This is a genomic window from Paenibacillus macquariensis, from assembly GCF_900156375.1.
Lineage (GTDB): Bacteria > Bacillota > Bacilli > Paenibacillales > Paenibacillaceae > Paenibacillus_AQ > Paenibacillus_AQ macquariensis.
Genome location: NZ_FTNK01000029.1, coordinates 1 through 23,515, shown reverse-complemented (window position 1 = coordinate 23,515; position 23,515 = coordinate 1). Strand labels below are relative to the sequence as shown.

General features: G+C 40.0%; 24 protein-coding genes and 1 pseudogene. 23 read left to right on the top strand and 2 right to left on the bottom strand.

The genetic code is table 11. The features are described from left to right. The first annotated feature begins 73 nt into the window (after positions 1-73). From BW961_RS27115 to BW961_RS30770, 13 genes are all read left to right on the top strand, one after another. Positions 74-556 (top strand): hypothetical protein, encoded by a 483-nt coding sequence (locus tag BW961_RS27115; RefSeq protein WP_212568141.1) that lies wholly within the window; start codon positions 74-76, stop codon positions 554-556. 298 nt (positions 557-854) lie between these two features. Continuing rightward, the gene (locus tag BW961_RS27110; protein WP_068591658.1) at positions 855-1,301 is read left to right on the top strand and encodes an acetyltransferase; all 447 of its coding nucleotides are present in this window, start codon (positions 855-857) and stop codon (positions 1,299-1,301) included. Between the two features lie 108 nt (positions 1,302-1,409). Next, positions 1,410-2,933 carry a stalk domain-containing protein gene (locus BW961_RS27105; RefSeq protein WP_068591657.1) on the top strand — a complete coding sequence of 508 codons (1,524 nt, stop codon included), beginning with the start codon at positions 1,410-1,412 and terminating at the stop codon, positions 2,931-2,933. Between the two features lie 510 nt (positions 2,934-3,443). Further along, a complete protein-coding gene (locus BW961_RS27100) occupies positions 3,444-4,379 on the top strand; it encodes a hypothetical protein (RefSeq protein WP_068591654.1) in 936 nt (311 codons plus the stop codon). A 390-nt stretch (positions 4,380-4,769) separates the two neighbouring features. Next, the gene (locus BW961_RS27095) at positions 4,770-5,603 is read left to right on the top strand and encodes a DUF5677 domain-containing protein (protein ID WP_139331767.1); all 834 of its coding nucleotides are present in this window, start codon (positions 4,770-4,772) and stop codon (positions 5,601-5,603) included. A gap of 290 nt (positions 5,604-5,893) precedes the next feature. Further along, positions 5,894-6,709, top strand: a complete 816-nt coding sequence (locus tag BW961_RS27090) for an HNH endonuclease (RefSeq protein ID WP_068591650.1) — start codon at positions 5,894-5,896, stop codon at positions 6,707-6,709. Between the two features lie 197 nt (positions 6,710-6,906). Then, complete coding sequence (locus BW961_RS27085; RefSeq protein WP_068591648.1) at positions 6,907-7,875, top strand: hypothetical protein; 969 nt, start codon at positions 6,907-6,909, stop codon at positions 7,873-7,875. 672 nt (positions 7,876-8,547) lie between these two features. Beyond that, positions 8,548-9,903, top strand: a complete 1,356-nt coding sequence (locus BW961_RS27080) for a hypothetical protein (RefSeq protein ID WP_082867685.1) — start codon at positions 8,548-8,550, stop codon at positions 9,901-9,903. 1,406 nt (positions 9,904-11,309) lie between these two features. Continuing rightward, a complete protein-coding gene (locus BW961_RS27075) occupies positions 11,310-11,720 on the top strand; it encodes a hypothetical protein (RefSeq protein WP_068591646.1) in 411 nt (136 codons plus the stop codon). A 2-nt stretch (positions 11,721-11,722) separates the two neighbouring features. Next, positions 11,723-12,286, top strand: a complete 564-nt coding sequence (locus tag BW961_RS27070) for a hypothetical protein (RefSeq protein WP_068591643.1) — start codon at positions 11,723-11,725, stop codon at positions 12,284-12,286. A gap of 69 nt (positions 12,287-12,355) precedes the next feature. Further along, positions 12,356-12,559: a hypothetical protein gene (locus BW961_RS27065; RefSeq protein ID WP_068591641.1), complete on the top strand. Its 204-nt coding sequence runs from the start codon at positions 12,356-12,358 to the stop codon at positions 12,557-12,559. Positions 12,560-12,832: 273 nt separating this feature from the next. Further along, positions 12,833-13,087: a hypothetical protein gene (locus BW961_RS27060; RefSeq protein WP_068591638.1), complete on the top strand. Its 255-nt coding sequence runs from the start codon at positions 12,833-12,835 to the stop codon at positions 13,085-13,087. A gap of 565 nt (positions 13,088-13,652) precedes the next feature. After that, complete coding sequence (locus BW961_RS30770; protein WP_169810354.1) at positions 13,653-13,808, top strand: hypothetical protein; 156 nt, start codon at positions 13,653-13,655, stop codon at positions 13,806-13,808. Between the two features lie 570 nt (positions 13,809-14,378). On the opposite strand, the gene BW961_RS27055 is transcribed toward BW961_RS30770, so the two are convergent. Continuing rightward, positions 14,379-14,594 carry a DUF3006 domain-containing protein gene (locus BW961_RS27055; protein WP_068591637.1) on the bottom strand — a complete coding sequence of 72 codons (216 nt, stop codon included), beginning with the start codon at positions 14,592-14,594 and terminating at the stop codon, positions 14,379-14,381. Next, positions 14,594-15,603 (bottom strand): annotated as a pseudogene (locus BW961_RS27050) (MBL fold metallo-hydrolase). The gene BW961_RS27055 and the pseudogene BW961_RS27050 overlap by 1 nt, the downstream one beginning before the upstream one ends. A 193-nt stretch (positions 15,604-15,796) precedes the next feature. On the opposite strand from BW961_RS27050, the gene BW961_RS27045 reads away from it, so the two are divergent. The 10 genes from BW961_RS27045 (at position 15,797) to BW961_RS27005 (ending at position 23,058) form a co-directional block, all read left to right on the top strand. Further along, positions 15,797-15,988 (top strand): hypothetical protein, encoded by a 192-nt coding sequence (locus BW961_RS27045; RefSeq protein WP_068591635.1) that lies wholly within the window; start codon positions 15,797-15,799, stop codon positions 15,986-15,988. An 11-nt stretch (positions 15,989-15,999) separates the two neighbouring features. After that, positions 16,000-16,332 carry a YolD-like family protein gene (locus tag BW961_RS27040; protein WP_068591634.1) on the top strand — a complete coding sequence of 111 codons (333 nt, stop codon included), beginning with the start codon at positions 16,000-16,002 and terminating at the stop codon, positions 16,330-16,332. 153 nt (positions 16,333-16,485) lie between these two features. Further along, on the top strand, positions 16,486-17,667 hold the full coding sequence (locus tag BW961_RS27035; protein WP_068591632.1) for a CAP-associated domain-containing protein: 1,182 nt from the start codon (positions 16,486-16,488) through the stop codon (positions 17,665-17,667). A gap of 250 nt (positions 17,668-17,917) precedes the next feature. Further along, positions 17,918-18,538, top strand: coding sequence for a class I SAM-dependent methyltransferase (locus tag BW961_RS27030; protein WP_068591630.1), 621 nt, complete (start codon positions 17,918-17,920; stop codon positions 18,536-18,538). A 147-nt stretch (positions 18,539-18,685) separates the two neighbouring features. Continuing rightward, positions 18,686-19,246: a GNAT family N-acetyltransferase gene (locus BW961_RS27025; protein ID WP_068591628.1), complete on the top strand. Its 561-nt coding sequence runs from the start codon at positions 18,686-18,688 to the stop codon at positions 19,244-19,246. A gap of 368 nt (positions 19,247-19,614) precedes the next feature. After that, positions 19,615-20,109: a GNAT family N-acetyltransferase gene (locus BW961_RS27020; protein ID WP_068591627.1), complete on the top strand. Its 495-nt coding sequence runs from the start codon at positions 19,615-19,617 to the stop codon at positions 20,107-20,109. A 290-nt stretch (positions 20,110-20,399) separates the two neighbouring features. Beyond that, positions 20,400-20,924, top strand: coding sequence for a hypothetical protein (locus tag BW961_RS27015; protein ID WP_068591624.1), 525 nt, complete (start codon positions 20,400-20,402; stop codon positions 20,922-20,924). 281 nt (positions 20,925-21,205) lie between these two features. Continuing rightward, positions 21,206-21,535 (top strand): hypothetical protein, encoded by a 330-nt coding sequence (locus BW961_RS27010; RefSeq protein ID WP_076577070.1) that lies wholly within the window; start codon positions 21,206-21,208, stop codon positions 21,533-21,535. 316 nt (positions 21,536-21,851) lie between these two features. Beyond that, on the top strand, positions 21,852-21,941 hold the full coding sequence (locus BW961_RS32035) for a DUF3953 domain-containing protein (protein WP_425298719.1): 90 nt from the start codon (positions 21,852-21,854) through the stop codon (positions 21,939-21,941). 202 nt (positions 21,942-22,143) lie between these two features. Next, positions 22,144-23,058, top strand: coding sequence for a phosphotransferase (locus BW961_RS27005; protein ID WP_068591740.1), 915 nt, complete (start codon positions 22,144-22,146; stop codon positions 23,056-23,058). Positions 23,059-23,515: the final 457 nt, after the last annotated feature.

Below are 23,515 nucleotides of genomic sequence, written 5' to 3'. Positions count from 1 at the left end.
CCCTAAGCAGCCATAGATGTGTGACTGCACTTTATTGGAAGTGGTCGATATTTCAGGAGCGATTGGAGAAAGTATGAAGAAAAAAGACTGGATTATAGTAATTCTAGTAGTATCGCTATTCGGGAATGTTGAATTATTTATGAATCATAAACATGTTATCAGAAATCAAGAATTGAAATATGAATTATTGAATGCTTACATTTACCGAGATCTAGCTCAACTTGAAGCAACTATACAGTATCAACTAGATAATAATTGGAAAAATGAAACTCTTGTTATCCAGAAACTAGATGATGCCATCGATTCAATTATCTTACACATTGGAATGGAAAGAGATGATGATAAGGAAGATATCCTTTGGAAATTGCACGATTACATGAATGAGTTCAAGGTTGGTGACGGAAATTTAGATGTTAGCCTAAACGATAAGCAACGTGCCGATTACATCTATTTAGGCGAGAAGCTGCGTTCTAACGGGTGGACGTTTAATGTAGGATATGATACAAGCTGGGATATTTTTGCATCAAAAGTAAAGGAGTTCATAGCGGATTCATAGAAGTCATAAGTCTGCAAATGGATGTGCATGGATGCGGATTAACTAGTACAGAAAGACCCACATGGACCTATACAAACATTTTCAAACGCAACTTAATTGAACTAACGGGGAACGATAGTTCAATTCCATTAAGGCTGCCATATGGTAGCCTTTTCTCAACTAACGGGCAGGATAGTATGGTTGCGATTAATTATCTTTACAAAAGCTTCCCTTTTCCACGTTTGACTCTGTATGATAGTACAGAAGATTTATCAAGGGGATTAATCTTTTAATAAATTAGAAATACGGAGGCTGAGTAATGCTAAACAAAATTGTCCCATATGAAGAAAACTATCATGATAAGTTAATAGATATTTGGTACAAGGCTGTGTGTCATACACACACATTTTTGACTGATGAGGATATTGAATTTTATCATCAGATGCTTCAAAACGGAGCACTAAAGGAAGTAGAGATTTGGTTGGAATTGAACGAAAATAAAGAACCAACAGGGTTTATTGGGCTTGACGGAACAAAGATAGAGATGCTATTCGTAGATCCCAAATATCACGGAAGGGGTATAGGTAGTCGATTGATAAAACATGCCGAAAAATTAAAAGGTAGCAATCTCCAAGTTGATGTTAATGAGCAAAACGATGGAGCGTACACATTCTATAAACGGTTTGGGTTTGTACAGATAGGACGATCGGAATTGGACAGTTCAGGACGACCTTTCCCCTTACTTCATCTAGTAATAAAAAGTTAAGCTAACGGGTAACGATAGTTTAATAGTAACAAGAAAGCAGCCGATGCCGTTTAGAAAAATGACAGGCTTCACGGCCTATAGATCTTTCCTGACGGAGGGGACGATGAGATGAAAATGAAACGGTTCTATATGTTCGGCCTGGCGGCGCTACTCGCCGTCGGAGTTCCCGCCGGGACGGCCGGAACCGCGCGGGCGGCTGCCGCTAAAAACGATACTGCGGCTTTGCCGGTGTCATCAGCGCAGCCGGCGGCCATTCAAGCAGCTGCGGTCCAACGGGTCCAAATGGGGCAGGCCGATCAGCTGTGGGTGCCGCTGTTCGGCTCGCGCGTAGCGGACCAAGGCTCTATTGAGAAGACGACGGCCGTCGTGAACCGGCTGCTAAAGAACGCAAAGCCGTCGACGGAGCAATTGGTCGGCGAGGACGCCTTTTTCGCCACCAGTGTCGATGTCATGCTAACCGATGGCACCGATATCAACTTCCAATTCAAAGATTCGCAGTATGTCCTCATCCAGGTCGGCGAAGATAAATATATCGCCCAGGATGCCACGGCAATCAAAGAGTTTTACGCCTTGCTGGCGGCGGTATCTCCGCAGACAGATGTCAGCACTCACAAGCCGGCCATCGGACAGACTGTTCGTATTTCGGGCAGTGACGCGGGTAACTATGAAGGAACGGTTCGGATCTTCGTCGAGACCTCCGGCTCATCCGGCGGCTATAGGACAGCGAAGGGCGTAGATTATCCGTCCAAAAGAGCACTGCTCGTCTATACCGCGCATTACTCCGAAGCACGGTACGATTTTCAATTCACGATGCCGGCCTACGGTGAAGCGATTGACGGCACCTTCAAGCCGATCACACCTGGCACTTATGACCTCTACATTGACACCGGCTGGAGAAGATCCTCACGCAGCGTTACGGTCGCTCCTCCAGCCGCTCCTACGCTGGCCATCAACGGTGTCGCGGTGAACGATCCGGCGCTTGCGCCGATCGTCTTGAACGGTGTCATGCTGCTACCGATGCGCGCGCTCGCGGAATCGTTCGGCTGGTACGTGAGATGGGACGGCGCGGATAAAGCCGCCTTCGTTTCAACGCAGCCTGATACGCAGGGATTCAACCCAGGAAGAGGCGCAGCGTTGTCACTATGGGTGAACAGCAAGCAGCTAACCGGCGCGAACGCCAAGCCGGTGATCGTGAATGGACGCGTGTATTTGCCGATGCGCGCGACGGCGGAAGCGTTCGGCTTCCAGCTGACGTGGACGCCAAGCGTGCGCAGCGCGCTGCTCGTCTTCAAGCCGCAGTTGCTTGATGAAGGCGCGTACGCGGGAGAAGCGAAGAAGTTGGCCGCCACGAAGCTGTTGAACAGCTATGTAAACGCCATGAACGGTCGCGACGCCGCTGCGCTCGGCCAGCTGTTCGTGAAGAACGGCACGCCGGCGCAGTCGTTCGAGATCATCGGCCAGCTGCTCATTACGAGCGTCCGCTCCGTGACGTTCGAAGACCGTCCCGGCGGCGCACTGCTGGTGTATGTAACGTTCAGCTACTTGTTCGATCCGTACGGCAATAAGTCTGGCACTCCGGGAATTGTGTTCATGCAGGAAAATGGCGCGTGGAAGATCTCGGACGTCGACTGAACGGCCACTTAACGAGGAAATGAGGAAATGAGGAAAGCAGCAGTCGCGGACGTTGCGTCCAGGACTCCGCTTTGTTGGATGTCCTTTAATGCTTCAAAGGACCAGATCATGGCGAGCAATATGAAGCGATAAGTAACGCCGTGAACGCTGTGCAATACCCAGATGCTCCAATCATCGAACAGCTTATCCTATTATTTTGCTCGGTTAGACAAGCATAAGGATCTAGTCGAAGAAAAAGCGCTTTACCAATTAAATCCGGACTCCTCCGTTCTTTAACGGGTACGATAGCACAAAACCGACAACAGGCTACCGACTTAATCGGTGGCCTGTTCCGCTAACGGGACACGATAGTTGAATAATACACATTGATGAGCAGGTGCTTCGGTATCCTGCTCTTTTTATTAAGCTAATGGGCAGGATAGCTCAATAAAAATGCTCATTTCGTTCTCATTTGATACATAGGACTTTTTGATGGTAGAATTTAACTGGACATGAAAAGGAGGAATTGACTTGCAGACTAAAAACTTACATAACGATGTCAAATTTGAACTGTTTGAAAATGGGTTGAACTTTGTGGTTTCTGCTCTGGGATATTTAAATGAACCTATCCAACCGTCTGATTTGAAATATGCAATCTTACATTTAAGCTCCGGGATAGAACTAATTTTAAAAGAACGATTGAGGCGGGAACATTGGACTCTTTTGTTTAACAAATTAGATAAAGCCAGCTATCAGGATTATAATAATGGCAAGTTTACAAGTGCCACCTTTAATGAATGTATTACTCGGTTGATTCATATTTGTGAAGTAGACATTTCTCAACAAAATAAGAATCATTTAAACAGCCTAAGAGATAAAAGGAACAGATTTGAGCACTTTGGTATTGTTGATACCTCTGAAGCCTTGAAAGCTACAGCTGCAGATGCACTAAACTTCCTAATTGATTTCATAAACAATGAACTTGAAGATGAGCTTGATAATGATGATATGGTGGTCATAAGGGAAGAGGTATTAAAATTTGATGCATTCGTTCATCAACGTTGGAAAGCTATCGGTGACCCGTTAGCAAAAGCATTTCTTGTTGTAACATGCCCGCGATGCCTGCAAGATGCTGCGGATCTGTCAGATGGACTTCATTGCTTGTTTTGCGGATACAAGAATGACGATCCAGAGGATGTAGCTAACGAATATGTGTCTGAGGTTTTGCGTGAAAGTAAGTATGCGATAGTAACCCAAGGTGGTGAATGGCCAATATACAGTTGCCCAAATTGCTATAGCGAAACTTTGGTTAGGACAGATGAAGTATATATTTGTTTCCAATGCAGTGAAAGTTGGGATCCTGGTGATATTAAAGAGTGCATGCGATGCAGCCGTCTTTGCTTTGCCAAAGAAGATGATTTTTTTAGCCTATGTAATATTTGTTTAGAGGACATTCGCCGGCAATAAAGTTCTGATTCGATACATTTTTATTAGGACGACTTGCAGTTGTCGTTTTAGCAATCGTTTTATTGAAAACGTAGATGATTGTTGTTATTAAGATAACGTGACACGATAGTTCAATTTCATGAGGGCTGCCAAACGGCAGCCCTTCGTTACGCTAGCGGGCAGGAAAAAGTAATAAACGATTAGTTAAGAAGGCATTGATTTAACGGCTCATTTCACCTATATATGGTAATATACTATAGAGATACAACAACTTCTTAATTATAAGGTTTAAGTATCTAATTATGGATTTTGCTAGTTAGAAAGGTGAGATAGGTGGACGCAAATCATGAGATACTTAAACGAAATGTATCAGGTGAAATCAGAAAGCTTGGGAAATACGCATCTGAGAGTGTGGAAGAGCTGGTTAACTTTGGAACACACATGTTCTCATGGTTAATGGAATTGGAAGTTGATGAAGCAGATCCCACTATCAACTTACTTTTCCGTAATTACTTAGATGTTGTTGATTCAATCTCTCTTCTACTTAAAGTTGGATCTGGGGATACGGCGATTATTTTGTTACGTTCTGCCTTTGAAATAGCGATGAGTATATTGTACATTCTTCAAGAAAAAACAGAAGAGCGTGGCCTTGCTTATCAATTGGCTCATTTTAAATATATTCAAAAGCAAAATAAGAAGTTAGACAAAGGTTCTGACCAATATGCAAGCTTTTTAGATATTTTGAAGAAAGACATTAACGCTAGAAACATCATTGAGAAGATCGAAATAAAGGATAGAAAACCTGTCATTGATGCCATCGAACAAATTATCAAACAACAAATTAACGAAGAATGGTTACGTATAGAGCAGTTAAAGAAATCATCGGGAACAAAGATTGAATGGTTCCATTTATTCGACGGGCCTCGAAACCTAAAAGGACTGTGCGAAAAACTTGAACATCACGCGCTATTTGATATTTTATATGCATCATGGTCGTTGACCAGCCATGGAAAAGCATCAATGAACGCGCATATGCCAGGGGGAGGAATCAAGAGGCTGCGTTCACCACATGATATTAAAAGTATAATGACCTGGACGATGAACCTAACAATAGAAGTTTATTATAAAACGTTAAAAAATAGGATTCCGAATAAAACTAATAATTTTGGAATATGGTATCATTCTGTTCGATCCAATTATATGGACATTACGGATAATAATAAGAAACTCCTCAACAGGTTATAAGATAATACAAAATAAATAAGCTGCAGAAATAATTTGTAACTTATTACTTTATCAATCTTGATCCTGAAGTTACATCAATTGAATTTCGGGACACTATGCTCAATAAATATCAGAAAAAGACAGCGATGCATCGCAAGTCTTTTCCGCTAACGGGCAGGATATCTTAATGAACTCCTCGATCGGAGCCCTAATTTGGGGGCTATATGAAGAATATGGTGATGCCAATACAAAAACAGTAGTATAGCCAAGGTTGAGCATCTGATTTATACCTAAAAAAGGGAGCTGGAGATTTGGAAACAAGGTTTATTGGCGATAAAAAAAAAGCCAAAATTTTTGATATAAAAGGACCAGAAGGCTCCGTTCAAATCGTTTTCAGGCATACCAAAACCGAAAAATCAGACAAAATGATCGTAGATACCGTTGATTATGGCCAGGGACCTACGGATTCTTGGTCCGAACATGGACAATTGAAGGAGCTCTTAATGAAGTTTACAGGAGAGACTTTTGAAGATGATAGAGACCCGTGGCTTCGAAGTTTGTTCTATTCGCATCAAGGTCCTCAAGCAGAATTCCAACACAAAGGAGAATCTAGGAATGGACAAGTAAATAGGGGGTCTGATTCTCCAACTTCTAACTTAGAATCAAGCGAACTAGATCAACATCCAGGTGGTGGGTATACTCTCACAATAAACGGTCCGACTGATAAACTTACGGTTACAAAAAGACGTGTTGAGCATCCGAAGTTTAGGAGAATACTTGGGCTGAATAACGGACCAAAACAATGTGCAATCTGTGGCAATTTGATTTCACCAGCATTTCTTGTCGCTGCACACATTAAGAAACGCGCGTTGGCCTCGGACGATGAAAGAAAGGATACTTCAATCGTTGTCCCAATGTGTCACTTCGGTTGCGATGCGCTGTTTGAAGAAGGGCTAATTGCTGTTCACAATGGCAGCATTATCAGGAATAAAGCGGTCACGGTTACCGACTATGTCAATTCCATAATTCAGTCATTGATCGGAAAAGAAGTTCCAAAGCCCTACTGGGGACCGCTTACGGAGAAGTATTTTTCTTGGCATTTGAAATATCATAGAGGTGAGTCGTAAGTGAAGGCTAGTGCGTTTAATCATAGAAAGATAAAGTGTCATTGAAAAAATAAAGTATTGGACAGTGAAAATAGAGTTGTAGAACTGACTGCGGCATTATGCTCTCTGGCAGGACTAATTTTTATCGCTTATTGTGTACGGGGAGACTCTCTTGGGGAGTCTTCAAAAAAACTACGAAAGAAAAGAGTGTCATTAGTGTGAAGAATCTAACTATATTCGATCATTACTCTGAAAGAGAGAACAATGCGACCAAAGCCTTGATTGATTTGCTACGTCACTCGGAAACTCGTTTGACCAAACTGTTTATTTCTTCCTTATTGAAAATTTCTGAACTCAATCCCAACATGGATGACCGACAATATGACCTGCAGATTGGGCAACGGCTCATTAAGCCCCGAGGACATGGTTATGTAGTGTCCATCAGGGATGCCAGACAAGAGTCCGTTGAAACACGAGTTTATACAGATCTGGGAAAGGATGATTCGATACCTGACGCACTAATTCAATTCAATAATGTAAGCCTCCTTATAGAATCAAAACTGGATGGTGGGAAAGTAGATCTTCGACAGATTAAAAATCACGAAGCTCGCTTTGCAGAAGGCGAGATTATCCACGCACCTAAGTTTTTCATCTGGCAAGAAGTTCATTCTTTCCTGAAGGAGATTCAAGACAGTTCCATCTATAATTGGAACGACGTGACTGCGTTTCTTCTAGGTCAGTATCTGTCTTATTGCGAGCATATGGGCTTTACGTATCAGAAGGAAGAAAGCTATATCTTAGCTTACTTCATTAATCGCCCTAATGTGCAAAGGGTGATAGAGGAAGTCGACAACTACTTGAAGTCACTGCCGGAAGTTTATTTTGAGGAACACATTCGGGATTGTTTTGGGTATAAATTGAGGTTGACCAGCGAAAAGAAAACTCCGAAGTTCTTTTCGTCGTCAAAATACAAAAAAGGGACCTACATCGCTCATTTGCTCGATAGTCAATCTACGCTAGAATGGCAGGGTCTCGTGGACTCTCGATTTACAGGCAACCAAAAATATAATCGAACGGCACTAAAGGAGGTCCACATTAACATGGATCTGGTCGAAAACATGTCGGAGATTAAGGATCTTATTGATTTTGCTTATCATGAACGAAGAAAGAAGCTGGCCTTGAAGTGAAAATATTTATTACAACACGCACAGCTGGTTGGTTCAGCTAGTAGCGGGCGGCGTAAAGATGAATTTGTATGGCTTAATTTTGAGATACCTTCGTCAGTTCGCGATTTAGTATGTGAGTATGATTATGCGGCTTGGACATGATGGTTTTTAAATTACAGTAATGGCGACAAAACCATTAGCGGTGGTTTTGTTACCATTGGATAGGTGTTTGTCGCCATCTGTCGCCGTTAAAACCATCAATACCATTACTATTTTGTTGGTGATTTATTAAATCTAGTAAATTGATTTTAGCGTGCGACATTAAAATACTTTTTGCACTTGCCAGCCTACAAAGAATACAGTAGTACGCAACCATTCTAATGAAGTTAGTTAGCATTAATTTAACCCAACATTAAACACTAAAAATAATCGTCAAGCTTTAACCTGACGAATTTAGATAGAGCAGTAGGTTCCTAATCCAACCTCCTGCTCTATTTTCATGTTATAACCATACATAACATTTCTTTGTGGGAGGAGGGTTGCTAAATCTTCTGGGCTGTTCAGCATCGCATTTCATCACTCGTAGTTTAGCAAGTCACAAGGAGGTACTTTGTAACAACACAATCGTATTATTTTTTTGACTACTGTATCATAAAAATGAATCAAAATAATAACGTTTTATGGGGGTAAAATGTGAGAAGGATTACAGAAAATCGGTATGGTGCGTATGTTTTTTTTACTAGGGATAAAGAACACGAATTATGGTACGAAGAAGTAGAATGGTATGTAAATGAATTTGAAACGTTGTGGGGGGTTATAGGGTTAGATAGAAATGATATTGATTATTATGTCGTTATTTCAAAAAGGGATAATAATAAACATATCCGTAGTTGTGTTAATAAAGTTTCTTTTGAAAATGTCGCCGCAGCAAGAGAATGGTTATTCGTAACCGTCACTGATCTAGAAAACTCAAGTCTCAACTTAAGAACTGGAAATAGCGTGAATAATATATTTGATGTCACTGACAATGAAGAAACAGTAGATGAATATTTTAATACTATAGCAAGTTCCCCGACCCACTCGTCTGCTAAAAATCTTATAAATGAAATTATGCCTTATTTTTTCGATGTGGATGGAAATTTTATTGAACAATTAAAAACTCAAGGTTTTGATGCACGATTATGGGAATTATATCTTTTCTGTTATTTTAACGAAGAGGGCTTTACTATTAACAAACAATTTAATGCTCCTGATTTTCTCGTAGATAATGGTTTATTAGATGTTGCAATAGAGGCGACTGTTGTCTCTAATAAAGATAATTTTCGGACGAGTACTCACATTCCTACAAAATCTCAAATAGATGAGCAGTTGGAGAACATAATGCCAATCAGATGGGGCAGCTCTCTGTATAGTAAACTAACGCATGAAAACAAACAAAGACAGCGTTATTGGGAATACCCTCACACAACCGGTAAGCCATTTGTAATTGCTATTGCAGATTTTCATGAACCGCTTGGAATGGTATGGAGTATGAACTCTTTATTAACTTATTTGTATGGGTTTAAATATAGCCACACTTATAATAAAAAAGGGGAAATGATTATTAAGCCCATTCGTATTGAAGAGCATATTAATGGTAGCAAAAAAATTCCTTCAGGTTTTTTTAATCAAAAAGATGCTGAAAACATTAGTGCTGTTCTACACTCGGCATCTGGAACTGTAACCAAATTCAATAGAATAGGAAAACAGTGTGGGTTTGATGAGGGGAATACAATAATGATAAGGAAGGGTACGGAACAAAATCCTGATCCCAATGCAGCAAAGGGACTTAAATTCAGTTATTTAGTTACCGAAGAAAACTCCGAAACATGGTCAGAAGGAGTTTCGATTTTTCACAATCCATATGCAAAAAAACCACTACCTTTAAATTATTTTTCAAATGCAAGTCAACACTATATGGATAGTAATAATATGATAGTAACGGTATCTTCAAATTGTGTAGTGTACTCTTCTGTCACCGACATTATTAGCTTTTTTGGGGATGAGTAGTAAAGCATTGGTAAGATTGTATGGAACGCTTAGTCTTACAAATATGTTATTCACTAGCGTATTAGGGCAATTATTTTGGCCTTCGCAACTAACTTAGAAGTACAAATATTATTCCACAATCATGCTGTATTATTTTTGCAATTAATCATGTGGGGCTGAGAGCAAGCTTTCGATAGGTACTAGCTATAGTAAATGATTAAAAATTCAACCTGACGAGTAATATAGAGCAGTAGGTTTCTTCACAGACCTCCTGCTCTTTTTATACCCATATCCGCACCTGTCCCTCACTCCAACCTGATAACTCCTAGGGGTATTTCCCGCGATCCGCACTTTCTGTAGGACTTCTCGAATCCTTCTCCGACTTCAGCCCTTCCCAAATTCCTCGTAGCTCATCCCGACTTATCAAAAATGTCTTAGTTCATTACAAGCCAATTGGTGCGAAACAAGCCCAGCCAAGCGTTTCACATATGTTAATTGGAGTATCCTGTTCATTCAACAGGTTCAAGTCGGAAACGCTAAAAAATATCGTCATTCCTCACTGGTATCGGCACGCAGTTAAATTCATTCTCACTGGCGCTGGTAGGCAAGAGTCCTTATCCTCGTTAAGGGCAGTTTTCCTGTAGTCCCTGGACTCTTCGCTCTGGGGTACACCGAAATAGGCAACTCGTCACTTCTCTTTCATCCGTACTTAATGTAGCAGTTCATGGTTTTCTCTCTGACTTTAGAAAATGCTCTGTTTTTCAAGTCACACGCTAATAAGCCAATTTGGTCAGGCTCAGGACTCAGGGGAAAATCTCTTGGATTTACATGATCTTGTTTTCCCTTTATTTTAGGCGCTTTTTCCTTGGGCGTTAGCAATAATAAATAAATATGTAAGCTAAAACTCAGGCTAGGCGGTAAGTGTGGATTGTTAATTGGTTAGACATATGGGGGGATTTCAGCGGTATTGGATTTATCGAACTCAATTTTTAGTCCCATTCATTTCCTTCGACTACGCATTAAAAGTACCGACTTTCGACCTCATCATTTTTCTGCATCACCCCTAGTTGCTGGTATCGCAATCCGCTGGACATAGTATTATTGCCACGTTGATTATCCTTGACTATATCCGTAATCCATCGATATTGGGCGGTGTGTTTTTTCTGACAAGCACTGTGCTCGTCATTTCTTACGTAAGGATCACATTTTCCAAATAAATCCGACATTTTAAGCGCCAGCCCGACATGGAAATATATTGTTTATGTTCGCTAAGGATTAGACTTCAGGCTGTGCAAGGTGTAAATGCGAAACCGCTTTAAAACTTGGACTTTACTCACAGTCTTTGCACTAAGCTTTGCCTAGTTGAGTATAAAGTCAGGTTTTTCTGGCTAGTATCGTGACTTTGCTCGTGGTCAGGAGTACTGAAAATGAAAGGTGTGGGCACTGTGTACGTGAATAAAAACTTATTCGTTATTGGTCAGCTTCAGACGATTGCAGAGGACGCTATTCAAGAGACGTGGCCGATAGGTGCTCGATTGTATGAGCGCTATAAGCTTGCTCTCGATATGCTCGGGGTTATCTATGAAGGGCATTGGATGAAATGCTTGTTTACGAGAGAGCAGGAGCGACGCAATTGTAGATGGTTCTTGCAAGGCAAATCAATTGAGGACGTAGCATTTATGAATAATGATTGTGGGGTATCCGAAGCTGAGTTCGTTCTTTCGGATGCGAATAATCGCTTATTCGCTGATTTTGGGTATATGGCAGCTCTGCTTGAGGCAGGAGAAACCACTCGAGCGTATATGGAGTTTAATAATTATCTTAAAGGGGTAGTGTAACTATGGAGCGTAGTAATGAGGGGGTTGCAGTTGAGAGCTTAAGTCTCATCACACCTTACCACCGCATGTTATACACTTTAGGTTTGAGAAAGACTCCTGCCTTTAGTCTGCCGACCTTCATGCCGTATAGTGTTGTAGGGATGGTAGATATAGGGGATCTTTCAATGGAGGGATATCCACTAGATAAATTAATTGTTAAGGAGCAAGCCAAGCGTCTAGCCTCAAAAGGGGTAAACGTTCCTGCAGTTGTTTCATCTTCTGCAAAATTTCGCAATGCACTCATCAAATCTTATTTTTTAGATACATGCGTTGTCGTGGCACAGGTACAGACTCGCAACGGTTTGGAATGTCAGATGCTAACGAAGAATATGGAGCTATTGGCTTTATTAGAACAGGCTGGTCAATGCGTTCTTGATAGTAAGAACCATCTAGGGAATTTTAAGAAGCAGTGTATCACTACTGACGAGGAAGTATCGACTGGAACGTTTCAGGCGGTGCAACTTATTCCGACAGTCAGTGGTTATAAGCTAAGTAAGCAAAAGTTGTCAGAGCGTTATACGTTGTAAGTATATCCTTTTTATTCGTGCTATCTGTACGAGGCTCGTCTGTATCATGTACTCAGTCGGGGTAAATATATGGTCACATATCAAGATATGGATCGTGAGCTGAAAATGGTCAAGACCACGCTTCATAAGGGGGCTGTTCAGAAATGGGTAGACGGAGGCTATGGACAAGAAGAATCTTCAGCGTTTGGTTATTTTCAAGCCCCTGATCTAGATGTACATAAGGCATTCACTCAAATCCCTGTACTTGGTATCACTAAGTTGCAACGTATCTAGTAATTATTGAGTTAAGCACCGCAGCACGCACCTCTCTAGGGATCTTTAATCCTTAGAGGGGTATCGCTGTTCACAAACTATAGTTAAAGCTAGGTTAGGATGATAGTTGGTAGTTCGGTCTAAAGGGGAACTTTATGCAATATATAGGGTATTGAAAATCCTGTTCTAAACTAGTGCTATCAATACCCTTGTTTTTGCTGAATCTTTCGAGATAACTTATTGGGAACGGATGCACATGTATATTCCTTATCTTCAAGATAAGGAGTTGTTAGAATGGGTCAGACGTATGGTCCAGTTTATCTTAATGAATATAATGGAACAGCCAATGAGTTAATGGCAAAGTATGGCAAGCAAATCAAACCTGTAAAGGAAGTGGGGAAGGTGGACGTGAAAGACGCAAATGCAATCATTGATAAGTATCTTAAGCCAGCATGGGGAGTAGCCAAGACACCCGCAGAAAAACAGGAGATTGGTAGGTTGGCGGATACATTGCGTGAAGCTTCTGGACAAGCTAAGCAAAACGGATAATCAAATTCGTAAGCGCTTGGGAATATGGCTTTCTGAATTTGGTCGGTGGGGATTTTATTTACTTCTAACCTCAATATAATCTCCCTTTAATGTTCATCCCCTAATATAAAGGTACCTCTTATTTTATGATGTATATGGTAAGGCCCCGCAGACAATCACTGGCGGGGCCTTAGTGTGTTAATGAAACATATTGATAACCCTATTGCCTAAATAACAAATACCCACTCAACCGGACGCGGTAGCGTTTAGCTGAATGGGTATTACGAGGGGGAAATGCCCCTCAATTGCAAGGTAGCACAGTATTAAATTTCTTGACATGAAACATTTCCCATTAGTGCAAATTATATCCTACTAACCTATATGGTCGGTGGGGTATTTTTGTCTAAACGATAAACTCCGTAAATACTGGACTTCTAAGTATGCCTGATTTGGTCCAATTCCTTATTCGCACCCGAGCCCAAAAAAAACGCGGGGTTAAGGCTAATTTTCATTGCCATTAAACCCAATCTTCATTTTATATTTACCCATATAGTAAGGTGTATTCTAATTAAAAGGAGGAATTACTATGGCTTATGGAGTTGGTGGAGTTGGTGGAGTTGGTGGAGTTGGTGGAGTTGGTGGAGTTGGTGGATGTTGCGGTGTTGGTGGAGTTGGCAGTATGGGAGCAATTTTAGTATTGTTCATTTTGCTTGTAATAATCACTAAAGCGTTCTGTTGGTAGGCCCTTTTTATTGGTAAGGAAACTTTTCCTTAGCAACAGATAGTACCTATTTACAGATTGTCCCATATATATTATATTAGCTTTAACATATACGGAAGCATCGTTATGCAATCCGAAAACATCGGTAAAAATACCCTCCAACCTTAATTGGTCGGTGGGGTATTTTTTTTATTTAGCTAAGGAAACTTTTCCTTAGCAGAAGTCTAGCCGACATATACATAATGTTAACTATAAGTTATGGTGATATAAACAATGATGTCTCAACTTACAATGGGAGGATTGATTTTTAGTGAAGCGTTGGGGGAAATATTCAGCATTAACTATATGGATGTTTCTTTTTACTTATTTAAGCAATGTTCTAGGTGTGCCTAAAAACATTTACTATCTATTAATTGGGATCCCCCTATCTTTAGGAGGAGTATTTTTAATATTTTATTTTTTTGAAAGAAACAACACAAAAAAGTGACATTCATCCAGCCCAAGGAATGCTTATACAACATTTAAATAAGACACCGAGGCATCACGCCAAAGTGGTCTTTTTTGGTTCTACATAATTCAGACGAAAGTCTGTTAGTCCTCGAACAACTCATCCATGAGATTAATAATTTCCTTTTTGCGAATTTCCGTATCACTCTTATCTAATGTGATTTTGTTTTCATTGAATACAAGTGTATCACCTATTTTAGCATCTGCCGGCAAATGAGATTTCAAGATATCCTCTGTTTGTCCTTCAATTTCCACAACTGCGAAATCGCCCTCGAAACGATCAATGATCCCTTTTCTCATTATTTTACCTCCTTGGTTGACGTGAACGTTATTTTATTACCGTCACTGATTATTGTGATAGTTCCTTTTTGATCAGTTCGGTAGGTTGTGGCATTTGCACTTTTAAGCCGAGCCAGTATTCCGGAGTTTGGATGGCCATAACTATTCTTACCCAAGCTAATGATCGCGTATTTTGGCTTTACAGCATCAATAAATGATTTACTTGTTGAGCTACTGGATCCGTGGTGTCCGACCTTCAGAACGTCTGATTTTAAGCTCACTTTATCTATAAGCATGTCGTTTTCAGATTTGAGTTCTGCGTCTCCAGTAAATAAGAAGGAATTATTCTTGTAAACAACTTTAAGAACAGCACTCCAATTGTTTAAATCGTCACCGTATGACTTAACAGGAGCTAAGAATTTGGCTTCTACTCCGGTTAAAGGAATGGTCACACCTTTTGCTGCACTCTTAATTGTCCGGCCTTCAGCTTTGACTGCTGTTAGGAAGTCTTTGTAAGTATCAGTAGTATGAGAAACTTTAGGTGCATACACGGCTTTAACGTCAACAGCCTTCAAGACATCATCAAGTCCACCTATGTGATCGGCATCTGGATGAGTTGCGACCATAACATCAAGAGTTTTAACCCCTAGAGAGTCAAGGTACTTAACAACGTTTTTTCCTTGGTTGTTATTTCCGCCATCTATGAGTATGTATTGGTTTTTAGGTGTGCGGATCAGCGTTGAATCTCCTTATTAACTTGCAATGTACCCAATGACTGCTTTTTGGGTAATAGTAGGGATGCTGCAGCTGGAGTTGTATTGGACTTTGGCTCGCTTTTCGTTTCTTCTTTTTCCTTTTCTACCACTTTCGCTGACGAGCTCGATGATCCGCCACCGTTCGGGTAGTGATACTCACCATCCTCAAGTCCCCATTTGGCACAGTTGGTCCGGCAGTAATGCCCTCCGTTAGCATCAGTTCTCCCTGGATGTGCAGTGGTTTCGGCGGGCAACGTGACTAATAAAATCACCATAAAAATTGAAAAGATAACATTCTTCTTCATATTAAAGCAGTCCTCCCATTTATGCATTTCAGGACAAGTCTATCAGAATTAGGTAAATAGTACCATGCGGTTATAATATTTTTTTGTTGTTGGCTTGAATAAAGAACGCATGTTCGCATATAATACAAACAAACATTCTTATTGATTATGAGGAGTGAGAGTCATGCCAGCTAAATACATTGGTCAAACAGTTGAAATCGTCTATGTGGACCAGTCAGGTAAAATTACGCAGCGTCGTATCGAGATCAAAGCCATTCGTAATGGTCTGATAAAAGCAAACGATCTGAAGACAGGATCGCCCAGAACATTTCTCGTTGACAATGTACTGGCATGGCAACCATCGAAGATAGCATAGGGGGCAATCATATGGGAAAGAGGCTACAAGGTAATGGGATCTATGTGTCTTCTCGTTTTATAATCCCGCAGCATAGAGAAGCCGCCGTTAGACAAATGCAGGAGATAAACAGGAGAGTAAAGCCAAATCTCGATGAGCAACAATGGGAGATGGTAGCACAAGCACTTTCTGAATCGATTAGAGAGCACATGCCCGTTACTATTCATGTATTTGGCGCGTTCGAAAATCAGGAAGTTACTGGTATGGTAATTTCAGTTAATACGTTTCGTAAGAAGGTTAAATTAAGTTTTGATGATGACTGGGAGTGGATCAGGTTCGAGGACATCATAGCAGCAGAAGTGTAAGGCTGATCGACGGAATACCCCACTTACCTTAATTGGTCAGCGGTTTTTTTTATGTTCGTGATTAAACTACGGGCAGGATAGTTCGATGGCTGTCTTGAATAGTTGGAGAGGAGATAGCAAATTTCCGAAATGTAATAGAAGGGGAACAAGATAATGGAGATTAACACAAAGGTAGAAAGAAAGACGAGGCATGTTGGTCGGTGGGTTACGCACCTTGTTTCAATCATGATCTTGGTCGTGATCTTATGGACGGTCACAGTTTCTGATTCACTAAAAGTGAACGCTGCTGCATCGAGCGTGAGTGTGGTCAACGGAAGCATCATTCAGTATCCGTACTTAACAATCCAGGTCCTAATGCAAAAAAAGCCGATAGTTATTCGACCAGGAATGACCAAACAACAGGTAGATCAACTGCTGGGTAAGCCCATTGAAATTGAAAGCTCCAGCTTCAAGGGCTATGCCTATAGCAGCACTCCCGCGGTACAGGTCGGCTATCTTAACGGAAAAGTAGCCTCTATTTTTACTACAGGCTACGAATCATCATTAAATGGCCAATTTAAGTATGGAACCCCATGGAAGAAAGTTTTGGCGAAGCTCGGCCAACCTTCCCAAGTGGAAGAGTATAGATATCATTATGTGTTTCAACTCACGAACGGAAAACTCAAACAGATTTATGGTAAGGATATTCAAGCAGGGAAGGGTAGGATGGACGTCTATACGTTAACATTCACCAGTAGCATGTCAGGTAATGTCAAAGGGATATTTGTCGAGCAAGCTACCTTTACTCAAGCGATGGAAGACCGATATACGAAACCTGATCCAACCAAAGCAACTTTTCCTGAGGAAGAGATCATTGGCATTAGTAACGGAGAAGATAAGCCGATTTCACTGGGCATGCGTCGTGAAACAGTAGAAGCAGCGAACGGTAAGCCTGATGGACATCTTTCCTATTCTATGGTTGTCATGGATTCATACGGAACGGTATCCGTATACTATCGCGGAGATATCGTAGCTGCGATTCTTGTTGATCCTTCACCTGAAGCGCAAACCAATAAAGGGCTTCGGATGCCGGTAAGCCGAAAAGAAGTGCTTCGTATCTATGGAGAACCGACATTCAGAAACCCACTAAGCCTTGACTACAACTTTGAAGTTGTAGGTGATCGGTTACAAGCAATGGGTATGTTCAAGTCCCTCGATCCCAAGTATGGGCAGAATGAGAAATACTCATTAACCTTTATTGCAAATGAAACCAATCCTGATCAAATCGAATACTTTATTCTCAATGATTCTGATTTTCTTTATGATGAGAACAATATACCAAAGCCTCTAAATTGAACATCTATCCTGCGTTTGATTTTGATCTGTCTAATTTAAGGAGTTGGATTATCATTAACCTAACGGGACATGATAGTTCAATCAAGCAAGGAGCAGTTTGCCATGGCAGCTGCTCCTTGTTTTCATTAAGCTAACGGGCAGTATAGTTCAATAAGAACACAAGAGATTTATGGTAAAATATTTAAGGGAGATAAAAATTGGGGTATGTGATTGATTAATATAATTACTATTGAATTGGGGGTGTAGGGGTTTGAATAATTCTTGGAATAAAGTTATATATAAAATCGGTTCTCCAATTTATGATAAGTTTTTTAATTCGGGTATCTTCTTAAATGCCCGGAAACAAATACTCCAATCAATACCGTTTAGTGGAGAACAAAAAATCTTATTTGTCGGAGTAGGAACGGGTGCTGATTTAGAGTTAATCAATTACTCTGACTTAGATATAACTGCAATTGATTATTCACCTGATATGCTTGGAAAGGCAAAAACCAAGTTCAAGGATTCTACGATTAAATTTTTAGAAATGGATGCTCAAAATATGGTTTTTGAAGACGAGTTATTCGACTATGTAGTAGCAAGTCTAATACTTTCAGTTGTACCAGATGCCAATAAATGTTTTCAAGAAATTTCGAGAGTTTTAAAGCACGAAGGAAAAATAATTATTTTTGATAAATTTGCTCCTAAAAATAAAAAGCTTTCGTTACCAAAAGTGCTTTTAAGACCAATTATTAGCGTATTAGGAACTGATATTGGTCGAAGTTTTGAAGAAATAATTCCAAAAAATAATAAAAGTTTGAAAGTAGAAGAAGATTCACCAGTTATGATGAATGGAATGTATAGGAAAATAATAATTGCTAAAATTCATTGATTATTGTTGTTCAACTAACGGGCAGGAGAGTGGAGTAGCGTGTCACGGCAAATGCATCATTTTTACTGATAAAAGTTACTCACCCTCCTTCAAATCGTTAGATTTATTTGTTATTATTGAAAATAAATATTTAGATTGAGGTTAGCTATGGATCCAATAATGATAGATTTCCCAACGATGTTCTATACAAAGCAACTTTTAATTAGAATGCCACAGCCAGGGGATGGAAAGTCCTTATGTGAAGCTGTAAATGCCTCAATTGAAGAGTTGAAGCCATGGATGAAATGGGCACAGAATGAACACTCTGAGTATGATTCCGAATTGGTTATTAGAGACACTCACATAATGTTTTTGCGGCGTGAAAAACTTAGGTTTCTTATCTTTTTAAAGGATACTGGACAGTTCATAGGTTCTTCGAGCTTACACAACATAGACTGGGATGTACGAAAATTTGAGATTGGATATTGGATTGACACTCGTTATAGCGGTAAAGGATATATGACAGAAGCGGTTAAAGGTATCTGTGATTTTGCATTTAATCAGTTAGATGCTAGACGATTAGAAATACTTTGTGATACAAAGAACAGCAAGAGCAAACTAATCCCAGAAAGATTAGGATTTGAGCTTGAGGGTATTATGAAAAACTCAGACCTGTCGGTTGATGAAAGTGAATTGAGGAATACATATTTATTCGCAAAGATTAAATAGTATCGGAGAAATTGTCTAGGCATTAATTCTAATTTGTTTCATTGTAATATTGTGCGCATATCCATTTGAGATTGATTAAACTAACGGGTAACGATAGTTGAGTAAGGAATTACTGGAGTCGGCCAACATATTAATAGTTGGTCTTTTTCTGTCGCATCTGGACGAAACTGTTCATCATATTTGTTATAAAGCGGGGCATGTTAGTTCAACAAGATAGCCATGTCATTGTATAGGTGAAATGAGAATGGACATGTGAGGAAGGCAAATAGGGAGTTGAATATTTGAGATGTTGTGAAATAATTTTTTTATGCCCCCAACATTAATTACGAATAGAAAGAATAGAGTATTTGTAATAAAGGAGGACTGGTATGGGAGAAATCACGTGGCACTTTCCACAACCGCTCACAAGTAAAAAGTTAAGTCAGGAAGAGGAACATCAGCTTTTTTATGATCTTGCCGAACAATTATCGGAAATAATCAATCGTGAGGTAAAAGTTAATCACGGTTATTATCCTATTAATTTTGTAGCCTTCGAAAACCCTGATTGCGCTCGCATTAGCATTTTATATTCAGCACTCGATTTTGACCTACACATCACACTAATAAAAAAGCGTATCTCATGGGATGTGGAAGAAAAAGAAAAAATAATAGTGATAGATTCTATTAGTGTAAAACCTCGCAGCCAAGGTTTAGGATCCAAACTTATGAAACATTTTATTCAACAAATGAGCAATACTTCTTATAATAAAGTGGTTTTAATTTTTGGGTGCGAGGATGCCGGCAGATTTTGGAGAAGGATGGGTTTTAAACAAGAACTTAAGTACATGGAAGAGGGGAGTTACTCTTTAGTAATTCCACATTAAAGGATGTTAATCTGATAATAGGAAAGAAGTTAATATAGAATGAACTTAATCCTAGCCCTGAAAACCACTTGATTCTTCGATAATCTGGGTGCTAACTAAAGAATGAGTCAACATAGATGTTGGCTTTTTCTATCGCATTCGGACGACACTGTTCATCTATCTTATTGAACTAACGGGCAGGATAGTTGAACAATGGAAACGTTAATATTGGATGAAGTATCATAGAAAATTAAACCTTTATAAATATCTAACGTCTATACTGTCATGAGTGTCTAAAGAGAGGGGTTCCTATGAGAACATCTACAATAAAATTATTTGTAATTCTGAATGTTATTCTATTCCTAATTGTTGGCTGTAATAATGGTAATAAGGAGAGCGTTGTTAATGAATTCTCAATCTATTTGGTTCAAAACTTATCTACAACTGAAGCCATGAGTAAAAAGCTTAATGATCTTCCATTAGAAGCAATACCTGTACTTATTGACAAGGAAATTAAAACATACAATTGGACAGAACATGAATTCACAATGAAGGAAGGCATTAGTTTAGAGGGGAAGTTAGAAGGAAAAGTACCATCAAGCGGTCAACCTTTTGTTGTAGTTGTGGGTAATGAAAGAATATACCTAGGGATTTTTTGGTCCCATTTATCTTCTTTATTTAATCCTGATAGGGATATTCCGAGGATCTCTTCTAATTGGCTTAAAGGAAGTGATAACGATATGTACAAAATACGCTCTGAAAAAATTCAGGATCCTAGAGATAACACTAAAATATTCGAGGCATTTAAAGGATTAGGGAAAGTTATTAATTATTAATTCTTCTAGGGAGTGATGAGTATTCGTTGCATCAGCATATTTACAGGGATTATATTTCACACTTGAATAAGGATTCCAGAGACAGTCAACATATTAATTGTTGGCTTTTTTTCTTCGCATCTGTATGAAACTGTTCAGCAATTATTATTGAACTAACGGGCGGGTTAGTTAAGTAGGAACAAGGTGAAATGATAGTTACAGAGGAAGATATGACTTCATATGAAAAAAAACAAAATTTTTCCATAAGTGGTGATACACTATAAAAAAGGAGGCAATGCAGAATGGAATTCAAATTTGGGGACTATACTATTGTTCTACCCCCTTTACACATTACGATTATCGCAATAATTATTATTTTCTTTTTAGTAAGGTGGAGCAAGCAATTAGAAACAAGACGTTTTACGGTTTTCTTTTACTTTTTGATTAGCACTTTTATTACTCCAATTTTTTCTCGCAGTACAACAGATGGTGTCTTTCAGCTATGGATTCCCTTGGGATTTATAGTGGTTTTCTTGTACTTGTTTCGCAGAAATCATCCATCTAAAATGAAAGCGAGTATTTTAGGACTTTCCATAGCATTATATCAGTTAATTCTTCAATATGTCGGGTAGATTTTGATATTCCACTAGCGGAGAAGGATAGTTGAATAAGGAATTACTGGGGTTGGCCAACATATTAATAGTTGGTCTTTTTCTGTCGCATCAGGATGAAACTGTTCAGCAACTATTATTAAACTAACGGAAAGAATAGCTTGATAAACAGATGAAATGAAAGTAAAAAAACCAATTAATGGTATAGTGTAATAAGTGAATGTGTTAGATCGATGTTACAAAAAAGAATAAAAAATAATTTTTAAGGAAAGTTATTTTAGCTATAATAGTTATTACTACATCAATTTATTGTTTGATTACTAAAACATTTGAATTGATGCCATACATGATGTTGTGCTTAGGAGTATTTATGTTGTTGATAGGATTAGAAGAAATTCAAAAAGACAGAAAAGGAATCGGTTTATGAGTATTATTATTGCTCTATTTGTTTTTTTTGTATCTATTCAGAATTTATTATTAAACTAACGGGACACGATAGTTCAATCAAGCAAGGAGCAGTTTGCCATGGCAGCTGCGCCTTGTTTTCATTAAGCTAACGGGCAGTTATGCGTAACTTCCAGGGAATGTAACCATCTAAATAACGTAAGGAACGAGGAGGCAGACAATTCATGGGAGGAACGAATGTATGGGATGCGGAGTGGGAGGTTAACGAAGAGCAGGCGCGGACGCTGATCGGCAGACAATTCCCTCAGCTGTCATCGAAGCAAGTGAAGCGAATGGGCTGGGGCTGGGACAATACGGTTTTTCTCATCGGTGACGAGTACGTGTTCCGATTTCCAAGAAGAACGATTGCAGTTGGCTCGATTCGTATGGAAGGGAAGCTGCTGCCGAAGCTGGAGGCATATATGACCATCCCCTATCCGAAACCGTTGTTTTATGGCGAAGCAAGTGACGAATACCCGGCACCATTTCTTGGCTATGCCTACGTGCCAGGAGATTTCCCAATCGGTTTGACGGAAGAACGCCGGGCTTTATCGGCAGAGACGCTGGCGAAATTTTTGCGGAGATTGCATGAGTTTCCGGTGCAGGCGGCGCTGAAGTGCGGAGTTCAGCAAGATCATCGAAACTTGACGGACATAGCATCGCGCAAAGTGAAATTGGAGGGCTTTCTATCGAAGGTGGTTGAACACTTGTCGCCGGAGGAGTCCGGTGTGATCGAAGCGTATATTAGCAGGCTGCAAAAGGACCGTGTCGAGGCGGTGAATGCACTGCTACATGGCGATCTTCATTTCAAAAATATGCTTGTGAATGAGATCGGGATCGTTTCCGGCATCATTGATTGGGGCGATCTGAGCGTAGGCCATCCGGCTTGCGATTTGAGCGTTGCTTACAGCTTTTTACCACCTTACGCTCGCGGCGTGTTTTTCGAAACTTACGGAGGAGCGGACGAGGAAACGAAGCTGCTGGCGCGGCTGATCGCGGTATACATCCCCGTACTGATCTTGATGCAAGCGGTCGATGACGGGAATGAAGCGATTGCGGCAGAGGCGAAATCCAACATCATGCGAGCACTGTCGGATTAGGCTCATTATTTCGTTGCAGCTATGGGGCTATGGCTATCGGCACCATTTTGTCGTTTAAAGGCCGCGATAAGGTACGATTCGCCTTCTCTGATGCCGCTTTATGTTGAGGAACACGAAATTCAACAGAGTAAGTCGTTGCGCTAACGGGGAACGATAGTTGAATAATACACATTGATAAGCAGGTGCTTCGGTATTCTGCTCTTTTTATTAAGCTAACGGGCAGATTAGTTAAGTAGGAATAAAATGATATTTACGGAGGAAGATATGTCTTCATGGGAACCATAAGTGGTGATGCAGTAAAAAAAGGAGGGCAATGCAGAATGGAATTCAAATTTGGGGACTATGCTATTATGCTACCCCCGTTACACATTACGATTATCGCAATAATTATTATTTTCTTTTTAGTAAGGTGGAGCAAGCAATTAGAAACAAGACGTTTTACGGTTTTCTTTTACTT